Raw genomic sequence first — 26650 nt, 5'->3', positions numbered from 1 at the left:
GTTCAGCCATCTCTTTAGGTTTAAGAACTGCCATAATCTTCATCTCCACATATTATCTTTAGTAAAGATTAAAGCATTTGCTTCTACTCAATTCTATAAATTTCTATTTCTTTCTATGGCTTAATTTATCATTTCTTTCTCCTTCAAAAAGAGCGGCCAATTTTGCCAAACTCTTATGATCAGGATAGCGTTGAACTAATTGCTCAATTTTATCGGTAGCTAATTTTTTTACTTCTTCGGCTGAGCCCATTTTCTCTAAAAAATCTGCCAAATCACCTGAACGAGCAAGTAACTTACGCTCACTACGACTTTCTGCCAGAAAAGCTTGGTCAATCTTACGTAACTTTAGACTACCATCAGCATTAAAATGATATCCACCCCACATATGCTGCTTAATTGGTTGCATCGGTTCACTATCCACATAACACAATTTCCCTACCATATGGTGCGTCTCAGTAATTCCTAACGTAACCGGGTCATAAATATCGACATAGTTAAAAATTTTCTCCCGCATTTTAGCCACCTGACGTCGTTCAGCTGGCGTCAGTAAAAGCCAAATATTGGTTCCTTCATACAGATAAGCAGCTGCAATTGCTTCTGGATGACGACAATTAGCTAAAGCAAACTGAGCATTAATTGAACCTAACGAATGACCATAAATATAAATTCTACTACCTTTAAATTGATTAATTGTCTGATTCAATAAGTGAGCAGCTGACTTTAATTGGCTAGGAATCGTCCGTTTTCGTGCAAGCAGTGCTTTTAAAATTGGTAGATTAGTTTTAATCCATTCATCACGCCAAGTTTGTGGAGTCCCCTTTTTAAAACCATATGATCCTTTAAATAAGATTGTTATTTCATTCGGACTTGAAATGACGAAGGCTCGCATCCCATCCTTAGCATAAACATTACGACAAACAGTTCCAAGATAATGTTGATCTATTTTGATAGTATCACCCAGCTGCAATTCATCATATGCCTTTTTAGTTAATTCAACTCGTTCACGATCTGTTAACTGTGCATTTACACTCATAATTTTTCCTAAAATAAAAAACTAACTCTTACTATTATGTTAGCATGAGTTAGTTTTTTTGGATAATTTGAGCCTTTAATCATATTTTTTCTGCAAGTAATTTGCAATCGTTGACAAGCAGAAACAGACAATAAAGTACATGATTGCAATAATCACATACATTGGAATTAAGTAAGTCGTGTTCTGACTGTAAATAATTTGTGCGTGGTATAAAAGCTCTGGCAAAACAATGATAGTTGCCAATGAAGTATCCTTAACCAATGATACAAATTGTGATAATAATGCCGGAATCATATTGTGCAAAGCTTGTGGCATAATTACATGATACATAGCCTGACCATACGACATCCCGTTGGAACGGGCACCTTCCATTTGACCCGAATCAACTGAGCCAATTCCTGAACGAACAATTTCTGCTAGCATTGCACCTTCAAAGATGACTAACGCTGCAATTGAAGCTGTCGTTGGATTCGTTACAATACCTAATTGAGGTAAACCAAAATAGGTAAAGAAGATGATCAACAATAGCGGCAAGTTTCGAATAATATCAATGATAAAGCCTACAATTGCAGACACATACTTAATTTTCATGTAGCGAACTAATCCTAAGATTAATCCTACTACGAAGCTTAATGCAATTGAAATTAATGAAACATAAATCGTTACCCAAAGTCCTTGTAATAAGAAGCGGATATCGACCCATGAATATGCATGAATAAAAGTTTCCATTCTCTATCTCCTTCCTATTAGTTGACTAATTTTTTCTCTAAATGACGCATGTAGTAACTAAGCGGCAAAGTCAAGATCAAGTAGAACAATCCAACAATAATATAAGTATCAATTGTTTGGAACGTTGAGAACGCAATCAATTGTGCTTGATACATCAAGTCAAAACCGGCAACAAAGGCCAAAACTGAAGAGTTTTTAACCAAGTTGACAAACTGGTTGCCTAGTGGTGGAATCACTATCTTCATCGCTTGAGGTAAGATGACATAACGCATGGCTTGCACATAGGTCATACCGTTGGAGCGAGCACCTTCCATTTGACCAGTTCCAATTGAATTAATTCCCGCACGAACAGTCTCTGCAATAAACGCTGATGTATAAAGCGTTAAACCAATTGTCCCCGCTTGAAATCCTGACAATTTCACAATATAACGTGGAACGATCAAATAAAAGATCATGACAATTACCAGCAAAGGTATATTTCTAAAAATCGCAATATAGATCTTCGCGATCACTTGGCCAAATTTAGATGGTGCTACCTCAAGCAAGGCAAAAATCACGCCTAAAATCAAACTGAAAACTAGAGCAATAATACTACTTAAAATAGTATTCCAAAAACCTGTTAGGAAGCTGCCCCAGTTGTTAGTAATAATTTGCCACATTATTTCAAAACCCCCTTTAGACTAAAACCAGGAACTCCAGCAAACCACTTTTTAATCAAACGGTCATAAGTACCATTCTTTTGTAATTCATTCAAAGCTTGGTCGATATGATCAGCCATTTGTTTTTGTCCCTTATTAACAGCAATTCCGTAAGGAGCATTACTATAGACGCCGCCGACTAACTTATAACCAGGATTTTCTTGAGCGATACCGGCAAGCAAACCATTGTCAGTAGTTAATGCCACACCTTGGTTAGCCTTCAATGCAGACATTGCTTGACCATAGTCATCATATTGCAAAATCCGCGCTTTAGGGGCATACTTATGTACATCATCAACTGCGGTAGTTCCTTTAACGGCCAAAACAGTTTTGCCTTCCAGATCCTTAACATTCTTGATCTTACTATTATTAGGCACTAACAAAGATGAACCGGCTGGAAAGTATGGCTTAGAGAAGGTTACTTGCTTGGCACGTTCTGGTGTAATAGTCATTGTGGCTAAAACAGCATCAACATTTCCATTTTTTAAAAGTGGGATTCTAGTGTTGGCAGTAGTAGTAACAAAATCGGTTTTAGCATCTTTACCTAGCATTTGCTTAGTTAAAGCCTTAGCCAAATCGATTTCAAACCCTTCAATATGTCCTGTCTTAATGTTCGTTAAGCCAAACAATCTAGTATCTGCTCTAACGCCCCAAACAATTGTCTTACTTTCTTTTACCTTTTGATAAACATTATTGCTAGCATGCTTGCCACAAGCTGTTAAGGTAAACGCTAATAGAATCAGCAAAGGCAAGAAAAGAAATCTTTTTATCTTTTTCATGGCGTGTCACCTTAATCTTTAGAAATAACTTTGCTTAAAAATTGCCGAGCACGTTCAGTATCTGGATGAGCAAAGAATTCTTCTGGCTTGCGATCTTCTAAAATATGACCATTATCAAAGAAAATTAAGCGATTGCTTACTTCTCTAGCAAAACCCATCTCGTGGGTAACCACAACCATAGTAATGCCTTGTTCAGCAACATATCTCATAACTTCTAAAACATCTTCAATCATTTCTGGGTCAAGGGCACTAGTTGGTTCATCAAATAAAATCACCTTAGGGTGCATTGCTAATGATCTAGCAATCGCTACTCTTTGTTTTTGTCCACCAGATAATTGACGAGGATAAGAGTCAATTTTATCGGCCATACCTACTTTTTCAAGATATTGCATCGCTACTTTACGGTTCTCATCATCAGGACGCTTTAGCACAATCTTAGGCGCCAGCATAACGTTCTCTAACACAGTGTGATTATTGTAGAGATTAAAGTGTTGGAATACCATCCCAACATTTTTACGAATCTTATTAATATCGGTCTTTTTATCAGCCAAATCATACCCAGTTACAATTAATTGACCGCTATTAATTGGTTCCAAGCCATTCATAGTTCTAATTAAAGTACTCTTACCTGAACCAGATGGACCAATAATTGAAACCACTTGGCCTTCATCAATCTTTAAGTTAATATCTTTCAATGCATGGAGCTTTCCGTAGTACTTATCAACATGCTTAAATTCAATAATTGCTGTCATGGCTTCTACCTTTCTTTCCTTTGTCTACACAATATAATTATTTTACTCTTCTTAAAGCTAAAACTAAATATTTTAGCAATTCAAAATAGTATAATAGCCTGCTAATCTTATAAATTTATTCGGTTTTAGCAAAATATATTTGTATTTAGCTAGATTAAAATAATCATATTAACGCTACTTACGAATTTATTAACTACTAACTTTTAGGATAAAGAAAAAGTCCCTCATCCCTAAACTGGGACGAAAGACTTCTTTCCGCGGTACCACCCACATTGCCTATTAGATATAGACCTACTCATGAAGCACTATCATGCTTCACCGGTGTGGTAACGTACCGGAGACGTCTCAACCTACTCTAAGAATTGTTATTTCGGTGAGCTGCTAAAAGTGTTTTTCAATAGTTCAGGGTCTATTGGCTTTTCACTAGCACCAACTCACTGTTAGAAATAAACTATCTACTTGTCTTTTTCATAGCCTTTTAATTTATTTATATGTATTTAACCTTATTTTGGGATAAAAAGCAAGCAAAATTTCTTATACTTCAAAATGAATCCGTTTTTAATACAAATAAATGCTGTTAATATTCGGAAAATAGCTTAAAATATTTAGTGATATATTGAAAAACAAAGGAGTTTGAAATGGGAAAACTTGAAAAACCCGTTATCATTGGAATTGCTGGTGGTTCTGGAAGCGGCAAAACTACCATCGCTCATGAAATTGCGGATAATATTAATGATCAAGATCGCATTATGATCATGACCCAGGATTCTTATTATAAAGATAATACTGGTGTATCAATGGAAGAAAGAATGAAAATTAATTATGATCATCCTGATGCTTTTGATATGCCGCTACTTGAGGCACAATTAAGTCAGTTAATGCACAGAAAACCGATTGAAATGCCAACTTATGATTTTACCGCTCATACTAGAAGCGATGAAACTATTCATGTTGAGCCGGCCGATATTATTATCTTAGAAGGAATTTTAGTCCTCTTCAATGAAGATATTCGCAATTTGATGGATATTAAAGTTTATGTTGATACCGATGATGATATCCGTTTTATTCGCCGACTTGAGCGCGATATGAAGGAACGTGGTCGTTCACTTGACTCTGTTATTAATCAATATTTGGGTACAGTTAAGCCAATGTACAACCAATTTATTGAACCAACCAAGCGCTATGCCGATATCATCGTACCTGAAGGTGGGGAAAATGATGTTGCAATTGACATGTTAACTACTAAGTTACAATCTGTTTTGAAATAAGCAGCAAAACACTTCTCTAAAAAATTGGAGAAGTGTTTAATTTTTTATAAAGATAAGAAATTGCCAAAAAATAATGTCTCTATCTTACGTAATTAATACTGAAAGCATTAATCAAAATGCTATGATTTCATATCAAAATTATGTAAAATGGAGGTAAATTAGGTGGAACCTATCTTTTCACTAATTAGGTTAAAAAATCTTGTTAAAAATGAGCAATTTGTCTTGGTTAACAGAAAGGCAAAACATGCAACTCCTGTGACCAAAGAATTGGTTAAGCTAATTGTTGCAGATCTTTCAATAAATGATTTTGTCAAAGTAGATAAGGATAGAGCTTTTCCAAGTGAATATGTCTGGGTCTATGAAACTACTTTTGGCGTTAAGTACTACATTAAATTCAAATTTAAGAATGATTATACATTGGTTCTATTCATTTCCTTTCATGAAGCATTATATTAATTAGGGAGGGTCTACCTATGTCTTACATTGCAAACTACACCAACAGCTATGATATTCGTGGTCACGAAATTGAAGTAACAGCTCCTGCTCGTTTTGATGATCAAACTCATCAAGTAATTCCTGATTTAGAATTAGATGATCAGGCAGCCAAGCTAGCACTACAAAAATTCCGCAAACAATACGATGTTGTATCACCTCATGACATCAAACAATTACGCAAGAAATGGAAATTAAGTCAACGAAAACTAGCCCACATTTTAGGCTGGAGTCCTTCAACAATTGCCCTTTATGAAGCTGGCGCCGTTCCCACCAACGGCAATAATCGTTTACTAAAAATTTTGATTAAAGACGACAAAATCATGTTAGAGTTCATTAAAGATAGCGAAAAAATTGAAATGTAGCAAAAGACCTGATAATCACAAAGCGAAGATTATCAGGTCTTTTCTTTATTCTAAATTATCTTAATTTTGATTATCATCTTGTGCATTAGCTGTGTCCAAAATTCGGTTATACTTCTTGGCAAAGAAGACCAAAAGCAAGACACTAGCAATAACATAAATTACCGCTGCAATGTAATAGGCATTTGCATAACCATCTTGGGTAGTAAATAAGTAAAATTCGGTGAAGAGTCCATCAATGACACCGACAACAGCATAAGCAATCTGAACTACTCCAGTAAAGGCTGGACGCAAGTCCTTATCAACAATAACCATCTGAACTTCTTGTTGAATTGGCATTGTGGCATTGGCTAATCCTGTTCTTAAGAAGAGCAAAAGGCCGACAATTACAAACAAAACTGTCCCGCTACCTAAGCGACGACCGTTAGCTAGCAACAACATAACTGGCACACAGGTCAATGTACCTGCAGCAACAGAAACAATCGCCCCCATCTTCTTTTCCAAGAATGGCGCAAAGAAATATCCAATTAGCATCGCTGCTTGAACAAAGGTGTTAATGGTAGAAGTAACATCACGTGGAATGTGCAAATAACTATTCAAATAAATCGGCACATAAACAGCAACTAAACGAGCACCAAGTTGAATACCGGCAATATAGACAATCCACATCAATGTCTTCTTGCTCAAAAGCTTTTTATACATAGCCATCTTCTCTGCTCTGCTAGGCTCCTTGTCATCTGCAGTAGAACGATAATCACGTGGCACATCATGAATAAACAAAGCCAAAACAAAGGCTAACATGGTTACGGCAGCCGTAATGTAAAGCAGGATTCTGTATGAATTTGTATAATCTGCTAAAGTTTGACCAGTTAACATCTCTGACTTACCAGAAAGAACAGATGCCTCATGATAAGGAATGCCTCTAATCAAACCAAAGAACCAAACGACAGCTTTCCCACCTAAAAACGTACAGATCGTTTGTGTAATCAAATTAACAATCATTACTGTTGAGAACATCTTAGTTCTAATTTTTCCCGGAACATATGAGGTCCACATTAATGGATACATCAAATCATAAACCCCAATTGCTGTCCAAGAAATAGTATAAGCAATCATGATAACGAGCTGGTTAGTCGTGATACAAGTTAAAGCCATAAAAATCGCAGTCATTGGCGGCAAAATCAACAAAATCTTGCGATAACCCCACTTGTGAACTGTAGCGATCATTACTGACATCAAAATAGCAGTTGCCGCATTAAAAATGTTTAATCCAGAAATCAGGTGTGGCGCTACAATTTTGTAATAAGATAGAGCCGCATCATTCGTAATCCCAGTTACTGCACCCAAAATGCCGTAGATCCATAAATAAATAATAACATTATGTTTGTAACGCGGATTCCAGTTCTTAATTGCTTCTGCCTCAGCTTCCTTTTCTGCATTACTTCGTCGAGCCATATAAATCCACTTCTTTTTGAAAACGTATACAATACATCTAACTTTATTCTATCACTCAAATGGTATAAATAAAGTGTGTGTATACGAAAAGGTATGGTTTATAGTTTCTAGGCAACTTTAGGTTTTAATGCTTTATCGAAAAGATTGGTAATCAATTTCACTAGGACACCATCAAACAGTAATGATGAAATCATACTTACAATAAACATCAAAATTTGTACATTAACCTGATAATGACTCCAACCAAACAAAAAGTAACTTGGTATAAAACCACCTAAATTGGCAAAGAAAGCACCAGTCAAAACGCTCTTCCATGAGAACTTTTCATAGCGTTCTTTTTTAGGAAAAAAGCCGATCTCGTTCATTGCTCCTTGAATTAACCCCTCAAAAATAGTCAAGGCTCCCCACTGGCCACCGATCGCCATCTCAACCGTGGCAGCCAGCAATTCACCAATAGTTCCAGCTCCCTTAGTTGGTACAAAATACATCGCTAAAGGAGCAGCCATATACCATAAGCCAGTAAAAACGTTGTCAACAACCGGTGCATAACCGGTGGGTAAAAAGCTTAATTTTACTAAGTTATACACATTGTTAAAGCCATAAGTGTAAATCACACCCATGATGATCCCGATTAAGGCAACTAAAATAACTGATTTTACATTCCATTTTGACGATCTAGTAAACATAAAAAATGCTCCTTACTAACATACTGTCAGTAGGAGCACACAAATAAAAGTTAATTCTCTTGTTAGCACTTTCCCTTGCGCAAGTATTATCTTGTTCAGGTTCGAAGGGTATTATCTCAGCATTACGCACCCCTAGTGACATTTCATTTATTTATCAATTAAGTCAAGTATAGCACATTGTTAATCAAATGCCATTTGATCTGTGTAAAGTTTGTAATAAAATCCCTTTTCTTTAAGCAGTGCCTCGTGGCTGCCTTCTTCGATCACATTACCATCTTTTAACACAACAATCTTATTAGAATTCAAGATCGTCTTTAACCGGTGAGCAATCACAAAGCTTGTTCGTCCAGCAATCACAGTATCCATTGCCTTTTGAATCTTTTCTTCTGTTACCGTATCTACGTTAGAAGTTGCTTCATCCAAGATTAGGAATGGTGGATTCGTTAAAATTGTCCGAGCAATTGACATTAATTGCTTTTGCCCAGTTGAAAAGATTGAGTTAGCATCGCTAACTTGAGTATCGTAACCATCAGGCAAAGTCTCAATAAAATCATGGATATTAGCCTGCTTAGCCGCTGAAATCACTTCATCCATTGAAGCATTCGGCTTACCATAACGAATATTGTCCGCTACAGTACCAGTAAATAAGACAGAGTCCTGCAGGACGATCCCAACATTATTTCGCAATGATGTTAGTTGAATATCACGTACATCTGTCCCGTCAAAGGTTACTTTACCTGAATTAACATCATAGAAGCGATTTAACAGGTTCATAATCGTAGTTTTACCTGAACCGGTTGGTCCGACCAGAGCCACTGATTGGCCCTTATCAACCGAAATATTTACTCCGTGCAAAATTTCTTTATCTTTATTGTAGCCAAAATGAACATTTTCTAGCTTGACACCATGATTCAAACCACTAATGACCTTACCATTTGGCACTTCGTTTTCATCTTTTTGTTCTTCAACTGTAGCTAATCTTCTTGCCCCAGTTAAAGCTAATTGAATCATGGAATAAATTGAAGTAATTTGTGTCAAAGGTTGGAAATAAACTTGTGAATATTCAACGAAAGTTACAATCAAGCCCAATCCAATAGCCTGAGAAATTTGACCGGAAATAATCATCCAAGACCCCATAGCGATGACAATTGCCAAATTAAGTAAGTTCAATCCGTTCATCAATGGGAATAGGATTCCCGAATAAAATTGCCCCTTAAACAAAGCGGTTCTTACTTTATTGTTGTAGACCTTGAAGCCATCAACCGATTCTTGACGCAAACCATTGGTAATAATCACCTTTTCACCATTGATCTGTTCGGTAATATAACCATTTAAATCGCCAATTTCATCTTGCTGCTTATCGATATAAACGCGAGCTTTTTTCATTAAAAGGACACTAATAATCAAAATGAATGGTGTTGTCGCAATCGTAGTCCAAGCCAAAGTACTATTAATCGTGAACATCACAATAATTGTTCCCACGAACATAATTCCCTGGGAAATAATTTCAAAAATCGCATTGTTCATTGCGTTGAAAATATTATCCAAATCGGAAGTAAATAGCGATAAAAGTTTACCATCCTGATGAGTATCAAAGTAGCGCACTAACATCCGTTGAAACTTGGCAAATAGATTCTCACGCATGTCATTAGTTAAATCCGCATTGAACTTGGACATTACCATCCAAGCAATAAAAATCGCTATCTGGCTCAATAAGTAAAACAAGAACATCGACCATAACGCGCTATAGAACGTGTTCATGGATGCTGTACCCTTTTTTAAATCAACCAAATAAGTAGTTAAAGCGGTAACTGAACGGCCTAAATATGTGGGTGCCATAACCTGTGCACCACTCGAAATCAAAGAAAGGATAACCACAATAGTGATTCCCTTCCAATAAGGCTTCAAATACTTAGCAAAATAGCGCAATGCCTTTTTCGTATTACTCATTTATTCATTTCCTCCTTTCTTACCTTTTTGTGTCTTGAAGATTTCTTGGTAAACCGGCGAAGTCTTAAGCAATTCTTCATGCGTACCTTGTGCCACTAATTTACCGTCATCTAACACTAAAATTGTATCGGCATTAATCACTGAAACAATCTTTTCCGCAATGATAAAAGTAGTAGTATCAGGCAGCTCATGCTCTAAAGCTTGCTGTACTTTCTTCTCACTTTCCGCATCCAGAGCAGAAGTTGAATCGTCCAAAATCAAAATTGGTGCTTTAGCAATCAAGCCACGTGCAATAGATAGACGTTGCTTTTGCCCACCGGAAAAGTTAGCAGAACGCTCCTCTACTTCATGATCGAAAGAATCGTTATAACGCTCAATAAATTCTGATGCTTGCGCCATATTGGCAGCACGCTGCAATTCATGTAATTTAGCCTGAGCATTACCTTGACGCAAATTAGATGCTATTGTACCTGAGAAAAGAACTGCTCGCTGCAGCACAAAAGAAACAGTTTTGCGTAATGCAGCTTCAGTTACATCCTTAATATTTTGACCGCCAATTTTTACTTCACCCTTAGTTGGATCATATAAACGAGCAATTAATTGGGCCAAAGTTGATTTACCAGCACCTGTTGCCCCAACGATACCAACCATTTGACCTGGCTTAATCTTAAACGAAATATCCTTTAAAGTAGGATCATCCCCATCAGGATAAGTAAAGGAAACATGATCAAACTCTACGCTACCGCTAAGAGGTGCAACCGAACCACTTTCCACAAACTTGACATCTGGTTCAGTCTCCAATACCTCACGAATACGTCCAAGAGAAATATTAGCTCTTGAAAATTGCATTAAGGTCATTCCGGCAATCATGATCGTAAATAGCAGGGTTAAAACATAGTTAACGAATGGACTGACTACCGCAATATCACTTGGATGTGCCGTAATATTTTTACCAATTAAATAAACAATTAAAGCAATTACGGTATAAGCGATCATCTGAAAAGCTGGCATAATTGCAGAGAACCAGTAACCAATCACAATGTTGTAGTCATTCAATTGGTCCGAAGTTTGATCAAACTTTTTAATTTCTTGTGGACCTTGATTAAATGACTTAACCACTCTCACACCTTGCAATGTTTCTTGTGCTTGATTAGAAATTCGGTCCATCATTTCTTGGAATTTGGTAAACAAACTATTCATTTGTCTTAAAACGTAAGCGCCAAAACCAAAAATAAGTGCAACCATGACCACTGGTGCCCACCAGAAGCGCGGAATAATCACGATACAGAAGATAAATGAACCGACAATTAAAATCGGCAACCGCAACATCTGCATAAATAGCTGCATCATCATGTTCATTACCTGGTTCATATCGTTGATCAACCGTGTAGTTAGAGAACCTGCTGAAAATTTCTTAATATTACCAAAAGAGAACGTTTGAATCTTAGCATAGGTATCTTCACGTAGATCACTAACTACTCCTTGTGCAATTTTCGCTGCAAAATAAACGTTAAAAATACCCGAAATAATTGCAATTATACCTAGGACTACTAGCCAGATTCCATCAGACAAGACTGCTTGCTTCTGATTCGCCATCAATGCCTTTTGAATATTTTCCAATAATTTAGGCTGATATAATCCAGAAAACGCTGAAACTAAGATAGCAATAATTGCACAAACAACATCTTTTTTATAACGCTTTAAGTATGGAAGAATTATTTTAAAGTTTTCCATTTTTACTCCTTTCTTCACTTAAAAAATGCCAAAAAGTAGTGCTCCATTCTTCTGAAAGCTTAGCTAACAATTTCATTTTGTCAGTTCCCATGGCTTGAGCCGTTTTTTCCTCTAACTCAAATAGAGGACGCAACCTGTCATAAGCATATTTCCGCCCTGCTTCGGTAAGCTGGCAAAATCGAACTCGCTTATCGCTAGGATCAACAGTCATCGTGATATGATCATGATCACGCAGAATCTTAATTCCTTTGTTAATCGACTGCTTGGGTAAATCACTCAGATTTACTAATTCTCTTTGTGTCAATTTTCCCCGAATCAGTAATTCATACATGATTACCACTAAATAGTCCGGCAAGTCATGATCCTGCTCCCATTGGCTATAAGCACGGCTGCCATGGATAATTGATAGATTTAATTTTTCTGTCTCACTAATTTTCATTACTTCACCACAATATTTAGTCTACATGCATACCAAATATATTAGTATGCACATGGACTATTGTCAAATCATTTTGTCAAAAATAAGACTATAATTAAAGTAAAGAAACAATTTTTGCATCTAAATTTCAAATTGGTATAATAAAAAAATCATCAAGTAAAACAAGGCAGGGATTATATGCGTAAAAAGTTTTTATTAATAATTTCAATAGTGGTCCTGTTTGCTTTGCCATTAAGTGGCTGTAAGCAAAACAAAAAGCAAAACGTTTATCAAGCAGTTAAAACTAGTAAAACCATTAACTGGGGCGTCAAAGCCGACACGCCATTATTCGGCTCAATAAATATTAAAACAGGCAAACTTAATGGCTTTGAAATTGATTTAGCTAATGCATTAACCCATGAAATGCTAGGCAAAAATGCCAAAGCCAATTTCATAACAACAACGGCCAACACCAAGATTCAGCTTCTAAAAAACACGAATGTCGACGCCGTCATTGCAGCAATGACCATTACGCCTGAACGTAAAAAACAAGTCGAATTCAGTCACCCTTACTTTCCTGCTGGACAGTCAATTATGGTTGCTGACAGTAGCGCCATTAAAAATGCTAAAAATTTGAATAACAAGAAAGTGCTTGTAGTTAAAGGAACTACTGCCGCCGATGCTATCCATCAAGTTGCTCCTAAAGCGGAAATTTTACAATTCGATGATTACGGCCAAGCTTTTGCCGCATTAAAAGCTGGACAAGGAGATGCCTTTGTAACTGATAACGGAATTTTAGCTGGGATTTTGCGTGATAGTTCCGGCTATAAATTAGTTGGCGGCACCTTTACCAACCAGCCATATGGTATTGCAGTTAATAAGGGGCAAAATGACATGCTCAAGCATATCAACACTGCGTTAGCAAAACTAGAAAAGAATGGCACATATAATCACCTAGTTAAAAAATGGTTTGGCAACATTCCTGGTATGAACATTAAAGAACTAGAAAAGAAGTAAGAAAAAGGCTAAGATCAAAATTTTGATCCTAGCCTTTTCGCTTATTTAGCAATGAAATCAAGTAAAGTAAACATTACATCTTTATTTTTCTCAGGCACACCATGATTAATAATCTCTGTAGGCGTTTGATGTAAATCATTATTTTCTAAAGCATATGCTCCATCATTAATAGCAATCTCACGCACATTATCAATTTGCGGTTCAAAGTGGAACTGCAACCCAATTACATTATCTCCCAGTAAAAAGCCTTGATTCTTAACTAGATCACTAGAGAATAATAACTTAGCTTCAGTTGGAATTTCACTCATTTGTTCATGCCAATGAAGAGCTGTTAACTTATCCGGAATTCCTGTAATAGTCTGATCTTGCAAATAAACTGGTGCCCAACCTACTTCCTTAGCGGGTGCATCAAGTACCTTATAGCCCAAAGTTTTAGCAATCTGCTGGCTACCAAAACAAATTCCCAAGATCGGCTTGTGTTGATCTAACATTTGTCTAATCAACACACGTTCATTTTTGACCCAATCAAGATCATCATTAGGACTGTTTGGACTGCCTAGGACTACTAATAGATCCGTTTCATCAACAGTTGGCAAAATACCAAAATTCCCTGGATGGTAAACGAACATTTCGTTATCTCTAGCATGGCACCAGGCTTGAATAGAACCAGGTCCCTCATTAGGTGCATGCTGTAATACATTAACGCGCATAAAATCCCTTTCTCACTCAACAATATTTTTGTTTTTCATTTTATACTCAATTCTAGTGGTAAACAAGAAGAGTCAATTAATCTTTTATCGTATTTTTAGAAACTATATGTCACCTTATATGATATAATGTTATACATATTTTTACATCTGGAGGACTTTTATGGACAATCACCTTAAACGCAGTATTGGCTTAGGTTCTGCACTTTCAATTATCGTTGGAACCATTATCGGTTCTGGAATTTTCTTTAAACAAGCTTCAGTTTTAGATAGCGCAGGCTCAACCTTTATGGCACTTTTAGCATGGATTTTAGCTGGGATTATCACATTAACCGCCGGCTTAACGATTGCGGAAATCGGTGCCCAGATGCCTTATACTGGTGGACTTTACGTCTATATTGAAAAAATTTACGGCCGCGTTTTAGGTTTTATGGCTGGTTGGATGCAGGCTATTGTGTACGGTCCTGCTATGATAGCTGCAGTTACCGGTTTTTTAAGTATTATGGTGACTAATCTCTTTGGCATCGGCACCGAATGGCGTATTCCCATTGGTTTGATCACTATCATCGCTATCGGCGGTTTAAACTTTTTAGAAAATAAAGTCGGTGCAGCCTTTGCTATAATCACTACAATTGCTAAGATGATCCCTATTTTTGCAATTATCTTCTGCGGCATCTGCTCGGGTGATCAAAACGCTGTCGCCCAAACTGTGACTGAGCTGAATCGATCAACAGGTGGTCTTGGCGTAGCCGTTCTCGCTGCCCTTTTTGCCTATGACGGTTGGATCTTTATTGCAAATTTAGGTGGTGAAATTAAGAATCCACAAAAATTATTACCCAAAGCAATCATCATTGGAATCACTACAGTATTAGTAATTTACGCGTTAATTACTATTGGTATTTTTAGTTTCATCCCTGCCGATAAAATTCATGCATTAGGTCAAAATTCAACCACTTATTTGGCTGACGCTATTCTTGGTCCAATTGGCGGTAAAGTTCTATCTGTCGGCATTATTATCTCAATGCTAGGCACTCTCAATGGAGAAATTCTCACCTTTCCTCGTGTTATTTACGCTATGGCTAAGCGCGGGGATTTGCCTTTCTCAAGATTTTTATCATACGTTACACCTAAGGGAAAAGCACCAGTTATGGCTACTATGCTCTTAATTACCTTAACTGGAATTATGATGACTTTCTTCGATCCTGATTACCTATCAAATCTCTGCGTCTTCACAATTTATAGTTTCTATGTTTTAGCATTCTTTGGCTTATTCATTTTAAGATACAAAAATAAGGACCAACGTCCTTTCAGCGTGCCATTTTATCCCCTAATTCCTTTAGTAGCAATTGCAGGTGGGCTCTTCGTTTTAGTCAGCCAATTCTTCAATGATCCCGCTGGCGTTTTGCTTTTTACTGGAATTACCGCTGTCGGCTGGCCAATTTTCTTTTTAGTTAAAAAGATGAGCAAAGCACAGAATACGATTATCGAAGACTAAAAATCTCAAATTTTTCTTGTTCATTTTTAATAATTATGATATTCTAATTAAAATTAATTTAGGAGATTCAATTATGATTTATCAAGACACCACATTGGCATACTCATCTAGCTCAAGTTCCAACTGAACTTGAGTGATTTTGGTGTACGTAAATCAGCAGCCGGATTCACTCAATCGTTTCTAGACGATAAGGTGAATCCGGCTATTTTTGTATAAAGGAGAAAAAATGGACAACAAGCTTAAACGCAGTATTGGTTTTGGCTCAGCTTTTTCAATTGTAATCGGAACTATCATCGGCTCTGGTATCTTTTTTAAGCAGGCTTCTGTTCTTGACAGTGCAGGTTCAACTACAATGGCCTTACTAGCTTGGATTTTTGGTGGTCTAATTACCTTGGCTGCAGGTCTCACCATTGCCGAGATAGGGGCGCAAATGCCCTACACTGGTGGTCTTTATGTCTACATTGAAAATCTCTATGGCCGCATTTTAGGCTTTATGGCTGGTTGGATGCAGATCATCGTGTACGGTCCTGCAATTATTGCCGCCGTTGCTGGTTTTATGAGCATCATGATGACTAACTTTTTTGGTTTGAATCATTCATGGCGCATTCCTTTGGCTTTAATCACAGTTTTAGCAATTGGAATCATGAATTTCTTCGAAAATAAGGTAGGTGCAATCTTTTCGGTCATAACCACGATTGCCAAAATGATTCCGATTGCTGTAATCACCATTTGTGGAATCTGTTGGGGTCAACAAGATGCGATTAACCAGACTGTAGCAGAGGTTAGTCAACACACTAGTAACTTCGGTGTTGCTGTTTTAGCCACTTTATTCGGCTACGATGGCTGGATTTTAATCGCTAATTTAGGCGGCGAAATGAAAAATCCCCAAAAATTATTACCTCGAGCAATCATTGCAGGAATTACAGCTGTTTTGGCTATTTATACCCTAATTACAATTGGGATTTTCCGCTTCATCCCCGCTAATCAAATTCACCAACTAGGCGAAAACACTACTACTTATCTAGCTAACGCGGTTTTCGGTGCAATCGGAGGTAAAATTCTTTCCATTGGCATCATCATTTCAATGATGGGAACATTAAATGGAAAAATGCTGACCTTTCCTAGAATCGTTTATGCCATGGCTAAACGAGGAGATTTACCTTTTTCTAAATACTTAGCCTATGTTACTCCTAAAGGAAAATCTCCCGTTGTTGCTACTTTGTTTATCGTCCTTTTAGCCCTTTTAATGATGATTTTCTTTGATCCAGACCACTTATCAGATCTTTGCGTCTTTACAGTTTATTGCTTCTATCTTTTAGCCTTCTTTGGAATTTTTATCCTAAGAAAAAAGAATAAAGCAGAGCGTCCTTTCAGTACTCCACTTTATCCTTTTGTGCCTATAATTGCTATTTTAGGCGGTTTGTTTGTCTTAATCAGTGAATTAATTAATGATCCAGCTGGTGTTTTACTTTTTGCTGGAATTGTCATTATTGGATTACCAATTTTTTACGCCGTTAAGCGCATGAACAAACATCGTTTGCATTAAAGCGACCTTTCTACACTGTAGCTTGCTCGCCACAACTCTTCCATTTTAGCTAAACGATGCCAATCCCCTTTTTGACACATTGTATATAAAGCATGTGCAGGATCATAGGCAATTGGATTACCTTCTGTTTCCTTCAAATAAGCTCCAACAATGTTGATTAACATCATCCGAAAGCGTTCAATCTCATTTCGGCTAAAGTAAGTTTCAAAATACTTGCTGGTTAAGCAATCAACCGTTGCTTGCGAGGCCTTATGCAAAGAAGCCGGATTCTTACGATAGTTATATAAAGTATAGGTTGAAATTCCTGTTGCCTTACTTAAACTAGTAATCTTCACATTGCGATCAGTTACCAATTTTTCTGCTCTTTGTACATCGGTTAAAATTTTCGGATGCTTAATGTGAGGAGGCATCGGAATACGTTTGCTTAACTCTGCAATTACTTTTTCAGCAGCTTCCCTCATTTGCTGAGTGGCTACTGTCTCACTTACCTTGTCATCAAGCAATTCTCCTACAACGAAAGTATGATCAGTCACTTCATACCTTCTAGTAATTGCATTGTAAAAATGGCCTTCAACCCCTGTGATCTTAACTGCATCAGTTCCAGCTTTCTCATAGTCAAAAAAGATGTGTTGTTGATCACCAGTTAATGGTGAAAATGGTAAATTATCTAACGTAAAAACTTGTACATTTAAAGTATAATCTGAATGAACGGAATCTTCTGCATCACTACGATACATTTTCACTTCCCGATCATGAATAAAATCTTCAAAAATAAGATTTTTTCCATATTTTTTTTTCATTTCTTAATCCCCTTTTATATAGTCCTATTATCCATTATAAGCAAAAAACTAGCTTTTAAAAGCTAGTTTTTGTTTTTATTAGAAAATATTCGGTTTAGGGCAAATAATTACCAGCAGCTAAGTATAAATCGTACCACTCTTGTCTAGTCAATCGAATCTTGGCACCTTTAGCAGAATCCCTAATGTGTTGCGGATTCATTGATCCAACTAGCATTTGAATATTTGCAGGATGACGTAAAATCCAAGCTGCAGCGATCGCATTTTTACCTACCTCATACTTATCGGCCAGTTTTTGCAACTCTTGATTCAACTTGGGGAAGCCATCATTATCAATGAAGGTCCCTTCAAACATGCCATACTGGAATGGTGACCAAGCCTGCACAGTAACTTTGTGTAGACGGGCATAATCAAGAAATTGGCTATCACGATCAACTGATGGTTTATCTACCATATTCATATGCATCCCAAAGTCAATCATTCCTGTATGTTTCAGGCTAAATTGTAATTGATTGAACATCAAGCGCTGGCTCAAGCAACTTTGTAACAATTTAAATTGAGCCGTATCAAAATTAGATACGCCGAAAAAGCGCACCTTACCTGCTGCCTGTAGTTGATCAAAAGACTCAGCTACTTCTTCTGGATCCATCAATGCATCTGGTCGGTGAAGTACTAATGAATCAAGATAATCTAGTTGCATTCTTTCCAAAATTTCATCAACACTATGCAAAATATGTTCTTTAGAAAAATCATAACGTTTTCCTGGAACAATTCCTGTTTTAGATTGAATAAACATCTCTTCACGCTTGATCTGCATTTGGCTAAAAGCTTGACCAAAAATCTCTTCTGATTTTCCACCGCCATAAATATCAGCAGAATCAATGAAGTTGATCCCAGCATCATAGGCGGCTTGAATTGCCACTTGAGCCTCTGGAACTGATTTTTGATTCATTCGCATAATGCCAAGTGCCATCGCTGGAATGCTTAAAGTAGTACATCCCATTTTAATTCGTTTCATAATGTAAGTCCTTTCATTCTTTATTTACCTCACATCATGAACCAAAAATAGCTAAGTTTCAACCACAAGAAATTCAATAATCTTTTATTAATATATCTTAGCTACTGCCGATTGAATTGATTCTTTATCCAAAAATTCATCATAACTCGTATCTTGGCGACTAACAATACCTTTAGGTCCAACTTCGATAATGTGGTTAGCAATAGTCTGAATAAATTCATGATCATGTGAGGTGAATAAAATTGAACCTGGATATGAAACAAGGGCATCATTTAATGCAGTGATTGACTCAAGATCTAAATGATTAGTAGGATCATCCATGATCAATACATTAGCCGGTTCAAGCATCATTCGGGACAATTGACAACGAACCTTTTCCCCACCGGAAAGTACTTTGATCTTCTTTTCAATTTCTTCCCCACTAAAGAGCATTCGACCCAAGAATCCACGTAAGAAAGTGTTATCGTCTTGTTCCTTAGTAGCATATTGACGCAGCCAGTCCAAAATTGTTAAGTCATCATTATTAAAGTTAGCGTTCAAATCGCGTGACATGTAGTTAAAGGCCGTTGTTTGACCCCATGTAACGGTACCAGTATCTGGCTTAAGCTTACCAGCAACGATATCAAGCAGCGCAGTCGTTGCTAAAGCGTTACGTGATAAAAATGCCACCTTATCACCAGGACGCACGATGAAAGACACATTATCCAGAATCTTTTCACCATCAACTGAATAAGAAGCATTTTCTACCTTAACTAGGTCATTACCTAAATCACGGTGCATTTCAAACTTTACAAATGGATATTTACGACTCGATGGTTTAATATCGTCCAAGGTAATTTTATCAAGTTGTTTCTTACGAGAAGTTGCCTGACGTGATTTAGATGCATTGGCAGAAAAGCGGGCAATAAATTCTTGCAATTGCTTCATCTTTTCTTCTTTTTTAGCATTTTGGTTAGCAGCTAATTCATTAGCTAGCTTGCTTGATTCATACCAAAAGTCATAGTTCCCAACATAAAGTTGAATCTTACCACGATCAACGTCACACATTTCAGTACATACTTGATTTAAAAAGTGTCGGTCGTGGGAAACAACAATCACAATGTTAGGGTAATCAGCCAAAAAGTCTTCTAACCATTCAACGGTATGAACATCCAAACCGTTAGTCGGTTCGTCCAATAGCAAAATATCAGGATTACCAAACAAAGCTTGGGCCAATAAGACCTTAACTTTTTCGCTTTCAGGTAAATCCTTCATCATCATTTGATGTTCTTCTTCAGGAATCCCTAATGATTGCAGCAGCTTAGCCGCATCCGCTTCCGCATTCCAACCATCAAGTTCTGCGAACTTGCTCTCTAATTCAGCTGCCTTAACCCCATCTTCATCACCAAAGTCAGGTTTGGCATAAAGAGCATCTTTTTCTTTCATTACTTGATACAGTTCCTTGTGCCCTTGAATTACTGTGTCCATGACAGAGAAGTCTTCGAAAGCAAAGTGGTCCTGATTCAAGCTGGACATGCGCTCATTGGGATCAATTGAAATTGAACCTGTTGTTGGTTCCAGTTTCCCCTCTAACAATTTAAGAAAAGTTGACTTACCGGCACCATTGGCACCAATTACGCCGTAGCAGTTGCCTGGAGTAAATTTTAAGTTAACGTCTTCATAGAGTGTGCGGCCACCAAATCGTAAACTAACGTCGGATACTGTAATCAATCTCTTTACCTCGCTTAAAATATAAAATTATGTTTAAGTATATCAAAAAAGATGGTCCCTTATAATAGAGAATCCATCTTTTTAAGCAATTTATTAAAACTTTTTGAAGCTATCTAGCTTTTCCTGGGTAATATCACGAATAATTGCAGTAGCTAAATCAACTGAAGCCTTAAAGTCCTTATAACTACTGAAACAATATGGTGAGTGTTCATAGCGCACCGGAATACCGATGACAATTGTTGGCGCACCATTTTCGTAGTAAATTGCAGCACCATCCTGACCGCCACCGGTTCTAACTGAACGAGTATATGGAATATTATTTTTATCAGCTAAATCACATGCATATTGTTGGAACTTAGGATTTGGTAAAAATGTCGTATCCATATCGCGCAACATTGGGCCACGTTTTAGACCAGTTTGAGAAAGCCAGTCAGGCGTAAAAGTATCATCAGCTGGACAGCTTTCGAGTACCAGACAAAGATCTGGCTTAACTTTTCTAGCCGTTACATAGGCGCCACGCAAGCCAACTTCTTCTTGACTAGAAAGTGCAGCCACCACGTCAAAGTTAGTTTCTTCACCCTTCAAATTATCAAGCACATCAACCATCGCACCAGCACCAAAACGATCATCAAAGTCTTTACCGAAGAATAAACCGGACTTTTCATGATATTCACACTTAACATCAACAAAGATAGGGCAACCTGTATCAATCTTGTAGTCCTTGATTGTCTCCTCACGGCTAGAAGAACCAACATCAATTGACATATCTGCCACATCAGGTACATTATTGCGCTCAGCTGCTGTCATGAAGTGAGGCGGCTTAGTTGCTACAACGCCAGGGATATATTCTCCATCACGATTGCGCACTTTAACGCGCAAGGCTGGAATATTATATTTTACCCAACCACCAAGTGGAACAAACTTAATTAAACCATTAGGGCGAACAGCTTGCGTAATGAAGCCTACAGCATCTGAGTGCGCATCAAGTTGAATTACCGGTCGATTTCCCTTATTTTCTTTCTTGGCGGCATAAACATTGAGCATCCCATCTACCTCAATATCTGCCGTTTTTTCCGCATAACTAGTAAACAGCTTAACGAATTCTTCCTCAAAGCCCGAAGTTGAATTGGCATCTGAGAATTCTTTCAACATTTGGATTTCTTGTTCTTTTTGCATAATTTTTCCTTTCTATAAAAAACGCTTAATTTAATTTTACCGAGAAAAACAGTCAAAGTAGACTATAATTAAAAATAATTATTGCAAAGGAAAAATAAAATATGAAAAATAAATTTTCAATGATAATTCTTTTCCCCCTGTTTTTTAGCCTATCAGCCTGTTCCAACCGTTCTAGTCGTCCCGCTACAGTTAACGAAACAGTAAGCAGCTCTGCAACACATAAGGCATCCAAACAGGCAAATGAGTTTAAGCCTAATTTAAAAAAGAAATATCCTGGCTTTAAGTTAACCAGCATCCCCGAACAATTTCGCGGTACCTGGTATCGTAGCGATCCACTGAGCAAATCAGCTCGCAAATTAATTATCAACAAGCATACAATTGGTGACTCAGTAGTTTATCGACAAGTGGATAAGTCCATTAAATTAGATCATAATTCTGAGCAAAAGAATAAAACCTATTCTGGTGGTGATTCCATGATCGCCATCGAACAACATCAAGGGCAGACTTGGATGCGCGTTCGTGAGTTTTTAACACCTGTAGATATTATTTATATTACTGGTCAATTTAAAGGACATCCTTGTTTATATCTTGCATATTCTTCCGGAGATATCCACAACGCACTTTTCAAAAACAAAGCACTAGCAATTAAGTATAAAAACTATGACTTTTCTAAAATTAAATCATGAAAGATATTAACAATCTACTACAACAAAAAAGTAACTTACTCTTAAAAATTAGCTCGTTACCCTTAAACCTATTCCCTTATTTAGTATTCAGCTTAATTATTAAACAAAATACTGCAATCAGCGTGCTGCCTTTTGCACTCTTCTATGCCTTTCGGCGCACAACATTGTTTCTATTTAAAGGCGGCGAAAATGAAGATAATGTTATTGGCTGGTTCGGTTTATTGGCAGCTTTATTAGGCTATTTCTTAGGGATTTTCGGCATCTTTTTACCAGCCCTTTACTGCATTAGCGCATCCCTTGCCGGAATAGGCGCCGCATGTTTCCCTAGCGTTCAAAAACAAATCGCTATTCAAAGCGACTATCATCCAAGCAAGAATGATCTTTTTGCTTATTTTGGCGCAATTTTAATTTTACTAGCAATAATTGTCTTTGTTGAACCACATCTGCCAACAATTTCATTTATCGCAATGCTCATTTATACGCTAATTGCTATACTCGGCTTTAAATATTCTCCATTTAGAGCACATTCACGGAAAATTGTATTGCAGTGGCAAAATGTCTGGTTAACTCTTGGTTTGCTACTGGCTATTCTCTTAATTCGAGAAGGTTGGAACTCGGGAAAAGACATCTTCTCTATTTTTGGTATTATCGTTTCAGCAGTAGTCGTTATTAGCTATCTGATCAAATTAGCTTTAAGCCAAAAACATGGTAAATTATCTCGCAAAATGCAGTATCGCCTGACAATCGCAGGCCTCTGCCAAGACTTTACCACTATCTTTTCAGCCGTTTATATTTCTGTTTTATTTGGTGCAAAAAATTACTACTGGTTATTTGTCATTATCTTAATCGCCAGCTTTATCAAACGTCCATTATTAAAAACGCTACGTGAATATTTACCATTTGATGACTTCACCATTCAAAGTTGGGGCATTGTTCTCGGTCTAGTTATTACGCTCTTTAGGCCAACATACTTTGCAGGGATTTTTTTGATTCGAATTTTCTACAGTTTACAAAATACTGACACCTTAGATCTTATCCGTGATCATGTCGATACAAATATTTATATGATCAACTATCGTTTTCGCACTGCTGGAGGCTTCTTAACTCAATTAATTCTGTGGGGTGGCTTGCTTTTATTCAATGGACCGCACATCTTTGAGCAAATCTTTAACTACCATATTAATAAAAGCGTTATGAATTCTAGTCAGCCCTTATTTTTAACTCACTTAATCTTGGTGCTATTCATAATCAGCTTTACAATTTATACTTTAAAACTTAACAAAGGGAATAAAAATGAATGAAAAACCTATTTGGAAAAAGAATTTACTTGTCTTATCTATTGCGGTCTTTATCGCTGGTATCGCCTTCTCTGAAGTAATGCCGTTTCTGCCATTATATATTGATACACTAGGCAATTTTACCCATAAGCAGTTAAACTTTTGGTCTGGCTTTATCTACTCCGGTACTTATTTTGTATCGGCGATAATTTCTCCCTGGTGGGGAAAACTAGCAGACAAAAAAGGCAGAAAGCCGATGACATTACGAGCTTCATTGGGAATGGCTATCGTCCTTGGCTGTATGGGGCTAGTTACCAACGTTTATCAATTATTTATTTTAAGAATGTTACAAGGTATTTTTGCAGGCTTTGTTTCTAATTCCAATGCTCTAGTTGCGACTGAAACTCCGAAGGAAAAATCTGGACAAGCACTTGGCACTATGGCGTCTAGCTTTACTGCTGGCAACTTACTCGGGCCATTTATTGGTGGAGCCTTAGCGTCTATTTTCTCCTATCGCGTTACCTTCTTTATTACAGGTGGTCTATTATTAATTGCATTTCTTTTGTCATTGTTCTTTGTCCATGAAACAGACTTCAAGCCAGTAACTGAAAAGAAACTTGATAAAGCAAGCGGAGTAATTAAAGAATTACGCTCACCGCAATTAATCTTTGGCTTGCTTTTAACTACTCTAATTATTCAAGCTGCAAATAATTCGATTAACCCGATCGTTTCACTCTATGTTAAACAATTGATGGCTAACCACGGTAATGTCGTCTTTATTTCCGGGGTAATAGCTGCTTTGCCAGGAATTGCTACATTCCTTGCGGCATCGCGCTTCGGTGCATTAGGAGACAGAATTGGGACACACAAAATCATTATTGCCGGATTCATCGGTGCGACTATTCTTTTCTTTTTAACTGCTTTCGTGCAAAATACAGTCGAACTTGGAATTTTACGCTTTCTGGTTGGCTTTACTGATGCTTGTTTATTCCCACAAGTGCAAACCTTGCTTACCAAAAATACGCCAGCAAAAATTACAGGTCGAATCTTTTCTTGGAATCAGTCAGCCATGTATGTCGGTAATATCTTTGGGCCGCTACTAGGTTCAACTATCTCTGGATTAACTAATTACAGTACTGTTTTCATCTTCACAGCAGGTATCGTAATCTTCAATCTAATTTTGTTTAGAATAAATGTAATTCGTAATTTGAAATAAAATAAGCGTTTGAGACTTTTCCTCAAACGCTATTTTTATTCCGCTGCTTTTTTAGCTTCATGATGGCTATAAACAAAGTTTACGATATATCCACAAATTATTAACAATAGAGAAACTATCATAATTTCTCTGATTCCAGTATGAAAAATAGTTCGCATTGTTGGCATTAACGCCCTAGGCAAACTTTTTGCGGATTCCACGTCACTTAATTTATTCATCATGGTCATTGTAATATTATGGTGACCAGCAATTCCACGTGCCAAAGCTAGATTCATGATCACACCATAGACTGCAGCCATCACAGTCTGAGCCAGGATTCTAATCAAAAAGCTAAGTGACGTAGCCGGCGCCATATCCTTTTCGCCAGCATCAATCTGCACTTTTATCTGAAGAATAACAAAGATTGATCCTACGCCTAAACCAGATAAAGCCGCAATTGACATTAAAACCTGATATGGCGTGCTAATCGGTACAACGATCAATCCGATTACCGTTATCGCAATCAATGAAAGATCAAAAATTAATAGATGATAGTTATTAAAACGTCTGAGTAAATGTGGTGTACTCTGCGAACCAGCTATATCAAAAATTGAATTAGGAATTAAAGTCATCCCACCGATTAAAGCAGATGTTCCTAAAATTGCCTGTGACCACATTGGCAAATAAGTGTTTACCGCAATGTAGGCGCCCCATGCAAAGGCAAAAAGAATAAAATCGCCTACTAATGCTTTATTAGTAAAAACAGAAAGTGGCACGATCGGACTCTCTGCCTTCTTTTCAACCAAAATAAACCAGACTAGCATAGCAATTCCAATAATTATAAAAAGCGCTACTAAAAGATTGCTTGCTAAACCCAACATCTGAATTCCGATTAAAAAGCAAGTTAAACCGCCAATTAAAGTAAATGCACCTAATCGATCAAAAACTGTATTAACATTCGGCTTACGAATGCCACGATAAAAAATAAAACTTAGAATAATCGAAACTAATCCAAGTGGCACATTAATATAAAAGACCCAGTGCCAAGATAAGGCATCAACAATCCAGCCACCAACTAATGGTCCAGCAATACATGCAGCAGAAAAACTAGCAGCAATATAGCTCAAAATTACAGTTCTTCTTTTAATATTAGGATAAATATAACCTACAATTACGTAAGGAAGAGAACCCATGCCACCAGCTCCTACTCCCATGAGGACTCGCGAGACGAGGAAAAAGTAAATATCTGGTGCAACACCTTCCAAAACTGAGCCTAAAATAAAAAGAGCTAATGATAATTCAAAGGCAAATTTGTTGCTCATTCTTTCGCCAATCTTACTCCAAATTGGCACTGAAACTGATATTCCAAGTAAAAAGCAAGCAACGATCCACCCCATATATTGAATCCCGTGAAGATCAGATACAATAGCAGGAATTGCTGTGTTAATGATGGTTGCATCTAGCCCTGACATAATATTAGCCAGCAACAAAGACAATGTAACCATTGATATTTGCTTTTTAGTCATTTAATTCTCCCCTTCCTATTTCAAAAGAACTATTGTGTTACTCATAGTATGCAAGATTTAGCTGTCAAAATAAAGATCAATATTTTTTACTAAGTGTATAATTTTTTGCGGTAAGTTGAATAAATAATTAAAAAGCTCAAGTCC

25 protein-coding genes, 1 riboswitch and 1 other annotated feature are annotated in these 26650 nt (G+C 37.1%); of the genes, 9 read left to right on the top strand and 16 right to left on the bottom strand.

Annotated elements, in window-relative coordinates; all coding sequences use genetic code 11:
• Window positions 1–103: 103 nt before the first annotated feature.
• The 5 genes from CP366_RS08520 to CP366_RS08500 form a co-directional block, all read right to left on the bottom strand.
• Window positions 104–1033, bottom strand: a complete 930-nt coding sequence (locus CP366_RS08520; protein WP_089148022.1) for a DUF2974 domain-containing protein — start codon at window positions 1031–1033, stop codon at window positions 104–106.
• Window positions 1034–1108: 75 nt separating this feature from the next.
• Window positions 1109–1762, bottom strand: coding sequence for an amino acid ABC transporter permease (locus CP366_RS08515; RefSeq protein ID WP_005724282.1), 654 nt, complete (start codon window positions 1760–1762; stop codon window positions 1109–1111).
• 17 nt (window positions 1763–1779) lie between these two features.
• The gene (locus CP366_RS08510) at window positions 1780–2421 is read right to left on the bottom strand and encodes an amino acid ABC transporter permease (RefSeq protein WP_005720819.1); all 642 of its coding nucleotides are present in this window, start codon (window positions 2419–2421) and stop codon (window positions 1780–1782) included.
• Window positions 2421–3239, bottom strand: a complete 819-nt coding sequence (locus tag CP366_RS08505) for a transporter substrate-binding domain-containing protein (RefSeq protein ID WP_089148023.1) — start codon at window positions 3237–3239, stop codon at window positions 2421–2423. Before CP366_RS08505 ends, CP366_RS08510 begins: the two co-directional genes overlap by 1 nt.
• A gap of 11 nt (window positions 3240–3250) precedes the next feature.
• Complete coding sequence (locus tag CP366_RS08500) at window positions 3251–3991, bottom strand: amino acid ABC transporter ATP-binding protein (protein ID WP_005720821.1); 741 nt, start codon at window positions 3989–3991, stop codon at window positions 3251–3253.
• Between the two features lie 233 nt (window positions 3992–4224).
• Window positions 4225–4472, bottom strand: a binding site (T-box leader).
• 157 nt (window positions 4473–4629) lie between these two features.
• Between CP366_RS08500 and udk the strand changes: the two genes are divergently transcribed.
• From udk to CP366_RS08485, 3 genes are all read left to right on the top strand, one after another.
• Window positions 4630–5259, top strand: coding sequence for a uridine kinase (udk, locus tag CP366_RS08495; protein WP_013085991.1), 630 nt, complete (start codon window positions 4630–4632; stop codon window positions 5257–5259).
• Between the two features lie 162 nt (window positions 5260–5421).
• Window positions 5422–5715: a type II toxin-antitoxin system MqsR family toxin gene (locus CP366_RS08490; RefSeq protein ID WP_068813670.1), complete on the top strand. Its 294-nt coding sequence runs from the start codon at window positions 5422–5424 to the stop codon at window positions 5713–5715.
• Window positions 5716–5732: 17 nt separating this feature from the next.
• Window positions 5733–6116 carry a helix-turn-helix domain-containing protein gene (locus CP366_RS08485; RefSeq protein WP_068813671.1) on the top strand — a complete coding sequence of 128 codons (384 nt, stop codon included), beginning with the start codon at window positions 5733–5735 and terminating at the stop codon, window positions 6114–6116.
• Between the two features lie 60 nt (window positions 6117–6176).
• On the opposite strand, the gene CP366_RS08480 is transcribed toward CP366_RS08485, so the two are convergent.
• The 5 genes from CP366_RS08480 to CP366_RS08460 form a co-directional block, all read right to left on the bottom strand.
• Window positions 6177–7568, bottom strand: coding sequence for an MFS transporter (locus tag CP366_RS08480; protein ID WP_005724286.1), 1392 nt, complete (start codon window positions 7566–7568; stop codon window positions 6177–6179).
• A gap of 107 nt (window positions 7569–7675) precedes the next feature.
• A complete protein-coding gene (locus CP366_RS08475) occupies window positions 7676–8254 on the bottom strand; it encodes an ECF transporter S component (RefSeq protein WP_057726755.1) in 579 nt (192 codons plus the stop codon).
• Window positions 8255–8307: 53 nt separating this feature from the next.
• Window positions 8308–8398: riboswitch (TPP riboswitch) on the bottom strand.
• A gap of 36 nt (window positions 8399–8434) precedes the next feature.
• A complete protein-coding gene (locus CP366_RS08470) occupies window positions 8435–10204 on the bottom strand; it encodes an ABC transporter ATP-binding protein (protein ID WP_089145879.1) in 1770 nt (589 codons plus the stop codon).
• Complete coding sequence (locus CP366_RS08465) at window positions 10205–11938, bottom strand: ABC transporter ATP-binding protein (RefSeq protein WP_013085988.1); 1734 nt, start codon at window positions 11936–11938, stop codon at window positions 10205–10207. It lies immediately after the preceding gene.
• Window positions 11925–12377, bottom strand: coding sequence for a MarR family winged helix-turn-helix transcriptional regulator (locus tag CP366_RS08460; RefSeq protein ID WP_005720830.1), 453 nt, complete (start codon window positions 12375–12377; stop codon window positions 11925–11927). The genes CP366_RS08465 and CP366_RS08460 overlap by 14 nt, the downstream gene beginning before the upstream one ends.
• A gap of 177 nt (window positions 12378–12554) precedes the next feature.
• Between CP366_RS08460 and CP366_RS08455 the strand changes: the two genes are divergently transcribed.
• Window positions 12555–13373, top strand: a complete 819-nt coding sequence (locus tag CP366_RS08455; protein ID WP_005724289.1) for a transporter substrate-binding domain-containing protein — start codon at window positions 12555–12557, stop codon at window positions 13371–13373.
• Window positions 13374–13414: 41 nt separating this feature from the next.
• Here the strand turns inward: CP366_RS08455 and CP366_RS08450 are convergent, their stop codons facing one another.
• On the bottom strand, window positions 13415–14083 hold the full coding sequence (locus tag CP366_RS08450; protein WP_005720832.1) for a type 1 glutamine amidotransferase: 669 nt from the start codon (window positions 14081–14083) through the stop codon (window positions 13415–13417).
• 160 nt (window positions 14084–14243) lie between these two features.
• Between CP366_RS08450 and CP366_RS08445 the strand changes: the two genes are divergently transcribed.
• On the top strand, window positions 14244–15575 hold the full coding sequence (locus CP366_RS08445) for an APC family permease (RefSeq protein WP_089148024.1): 1332 nt from the start codon (window positions 14244–14246) through the stop codon (window positions 15573–15575).
• 226 nt (window positions 15576–15801) lie between these two features.
• The gene (locus tag CP366_RS08440) at window positions 15802–17121 is read left to right on the top strand and encodes an APC family permease (RefSeq protein WP_057726751.1); all 1320 of its coding nucleotides are present in this window, start codon (window positions 15802–15804) and stop codon (window positions 17119–17121) included.
• Here CP366_RS08440 and CP366_RS08435 read toward each other — a convergent pair.
• The 4 genes from CP366_RS08435 to CP366_RS08420 all read right to left on the bottom strand — a co-directional run bounded on the left by CP366_RS08435 (window position 17118) and on the right by CP366_RS08420 (window position 21822).
• Window positions 17118–17921, bottom strand: coding sequence for a helix-turn-helix transcriptional regulator (locus CP366_RS08435; protein WP_005720835.1), 804 nt, complete (start codon window positions 17919–17921; stop codon window positions 17118–17120). The genes CP366_RS08440 and CP366_RS08435 overlap by 4 nt on opposite strands.
• Before the next feature lie 94 nt (window positions 17922–18015).
• On the bottom strand, window positions 18016–18936 hold the full coding sequence (locus CP366_RS08430; RefSeq protein ID WP_089148025.1) for an aldo/keto reductase family oxidoreductase: 921 nt from the start codon (window positions 18934–18936) through the stop codon (window positions 18016–18018).
• 87 nt (window positions 18937–19023) lie between these two features.
• Window positions 19024–20646: an ABC-F family ATP-binding cassette domain-containing protein gene (locus CP366_RS08425; RefSeq protein ID WP_089148026.1), complete on the bottom strand. Its 1623-nt coding sequence runs from the start codon at window positions 20644–20646 to the stop codon at window positions 19024–19026.
• Between the two features lie 93 nt (window positions 20647–20739).
• Window positions 20740–21822, bottom strand: coding sequence for a M42 family metallopeptidase (locus CP366_RS08420; protein ID WP_013085984.1), 1083 nt, complete (start codon window positions 21820–21822; stop codon window positions 20740–20742).
• A 101-nt stretch (window positions 21823–21923) separates the two neighbouring features.
• Here CP366_RS08420 and CP366_RS10945 point away from each other — a divergent pair, with 101 nt between their 5' ends.
• The 3 genes from CP366_RS10945 (at window position 21924) to CP366_RS08405 (ending at window position 25001) form a co-directional block, all read left to right on the top strand.
• Entirely contained in the window at window positions 21924–22508 is a 585-nt protein-coding gene (locus CP366_RS10945; protein WP_223845444.1) for a hypothetical protein, read from the top strand.
• A 164-nt stretch (window positions 22509–22672) separates the two neighbouring features.
• Complete coding sequence (locus CP366_RS08410; RefSeq protein ID WP_233197980.1) at window positions 22673–23809, top strand: hypothetical protein; 1137 nt, start codon at window positions 22673–22675, stop codon at window positions 23807–23809.
• The gene (locus CP366_RS08405; RefSeq protein WP_089145943.1) at window positions 23802–25001 is read left to right on the top strand and encodes a multidrug efflux MFS transporter; all 1200 of its coding nucleotides are present in this window, start codon (window positions 23802–23804) and stop codon (window positions 24999–25001) included. The genes CP366_RS08410 and CP366_RS08405 overlap by 8 nt, the downstream gene beginning before the upstream one ends.
• Window positions 25002–25036: 35 nt before the next feature.
• Here CP366_RS08405 and CP366_RS08400 read toward each other — a convergent pair whose 3' ends face one another.
• Window positions 25037–26506, bottom strand: a complete 1470-nt coding sequence (locus tag CP366_RS08400; RefSeq protein WP_089148028.1) for an MFS transporter — start codon at window positions 26504–26506, stop codon at window positions 25037–25039.
• Between the last annotated feature and the right edge of the window lie 144 nt (window positions 26507–26650).

Source organism: Lactobacillus sp. UMNPBX15, assembly GCF_002553785.1.
GTDB lineage: Bacteria > Bacillota > Bacilli > Lactobacillales > Lactobacillaceae > Lactobacillus > Lactobacillus crispatus.
Note: the sequence above shows the minus strand (reverse complement) of the source record. Positions and strands in the feature narration are given on the sequence as shown.